The organism is Methanobrevibacter sp. (assembly GCF_045577275.1).
GTDB lineage: Archaea > Methanobacteriota > Methanobacteria > Methanobacteriales > Methanobacteriaceae > Methanobrevibacter.
In genome coordinates, this window is record NZ_JAZNIB010000167.1 from 1 (window position 1) to 1861 (window position 1861).

General features: G+C 34.7%; 1 protein-coding gene. It reads right to left on the reverse strand.

The window, feature by feature from the left end; all coding sequences use genetic code 11:
• Nucleotides 1-121 precede the first annotated feature (121 nt).
• Nucleotides 122-1861: transglutaminase domain-containing protein (locus ACKI67_RS05085; RefSeq protein ID WP_407462335.1), on the reverse strand; the 1740-nt coding region annotated here is incomplete at its 5' end.

The window sequence follows — 1861 nt, forward strand, 5'->3', positions numbered from 1 at the left end:
AAATTAAAAAAAATTATAAAAAATAGAATAGTAAAAATTAAAAAAATTATAAAAAATAGAAAAAGAAAAAATAAAAAATTAAAATAAAAAATATTTTAATTAATTTAATTTGATCATTTCTTTAGAATGACAAGTGGACATACTGATTCAAGTTAGTAAATGAATTGGTGTTCCAATTTTGGATATTTCCTAAACTATTACTCTTACTTGTTGCATCAGCAGTATACCAAACACCATCAACATAGATTTGTGCCCATACGTGTCCAGTTACCAAACCACTTCTGAATCTACAGTTTTTAGCATGGGAGAATCTTGCAGGAATATCTGCAGCCCTACAAAGAGCAACGACCAAATTCGCATGATCACAACAGTTACCTCTTTTCTTGCTTAAGGTACCTGTTGCCTTATATTTGGTATTAGCATAATACTCATAGTCAATGTTATCCCTTACATAGTTGAATATAGCTTGAGCTTTAGCCCATGTAGTGGTTTTTCCTTGGGTTAACTGTTTAGCCAATGCTTTGATTTCAGCATTGAGAGCATCATTTCCAGAAGCTGTCAAGTATTTGGCAAGTTCAGCAGCACTAAGGGATTGAACTTCATTCAAACCTTTTTTATACTGTGAAGCATTACCTTTCTTATCAACATCAGGACTTGCAGAACCATCTACATCCTTAGCATTCAAGGTTACATAATTAGGCAACCTATTGTTGAGACGATAGAAATCCAATACTTTTGAAAGTCCGAATACGTACAGGTTAGGTGATACATTACCTATTTCTGTAGTAATATAACTAGGTATCTTTCCATTAGTAGAAGATTTATTGATTAAGGTATTTATTAATGCAATATAACCATCTTTGTTTAAATCAGCCTTTATTTTGGTACTTCCATTATTGCTGTAATTTGAATCAATGTCTATGATTGCAATATTTCCTTTCTTACCATTATTGACTTCCTGAATAGCTTTAGAGAGCAAATAGGAGTAAGTAGGTATGTCAAGTCTTATTGTATTGACAGTCACCGCACTTGGAAGCAGGCCATTTTTCTCAACATGTGCCCTTAAGTTCTTAGCTCCGGTCATGATGTGATCAAGTGTAAAGACCTTCTCTGAAATTACATTTATGCTTACTGTTCCTGAAGATGCAGTATATGTTGAATCACCTGCAAACTTATATGTTAATTTGGTTGTTTTCGGTGCATTTTCAGAAATAAGCAAACTTACAACACCCTTGGCATTTGTAGTGTTCTTATAAGTCTTTCCATCTAAAGTAAAGGTTATGGCCTTATTGCTTAATACCTTAGCGTCAGCATCCTTCAAGGTAACATTATAAAGAGTGCCGTTCAACATTGAGGTACCTGAATTCTTAATGGTACTTGAAATTTTCACTGCCAAGTTAATGTTTCCTGAAGTGGTCTTGTTATAATAAGTTGTTCCAGCATAAGTATAGGAAAGCTTATAGGTTTTTCCTGCAGCCTTGTTGATAGTTAATATTGCAACACCCTTAGTATTGGTAGTCCTACTGTAAGTAGTTCCATTAAGCTTAAAGGTAACAGGTTGCTTAGACAAGACTCTGCCCTTTGCATCCTTTAAGGTTACTTTATATTGGCTTCCCTTGAGAATGGTTTTTGAAGACGGACCGGTTAAGGTAGTGGCCATTTTAACTCTGATGGTTACAGAACCTGAACTAGGGCCATATGTCTTGCATCCTCCATACTTATAGGTCATTTTATATCTATTACCTATGCCTGCACTTATTTTCAAGCTGACTTGCCCTTTGGCATTAGTGGTCTTCTTATAGGTTTTACCTCTGTAGACAAGTTTGACAGATCTGCTGGATAACGCTTTGCCATTGCTGTC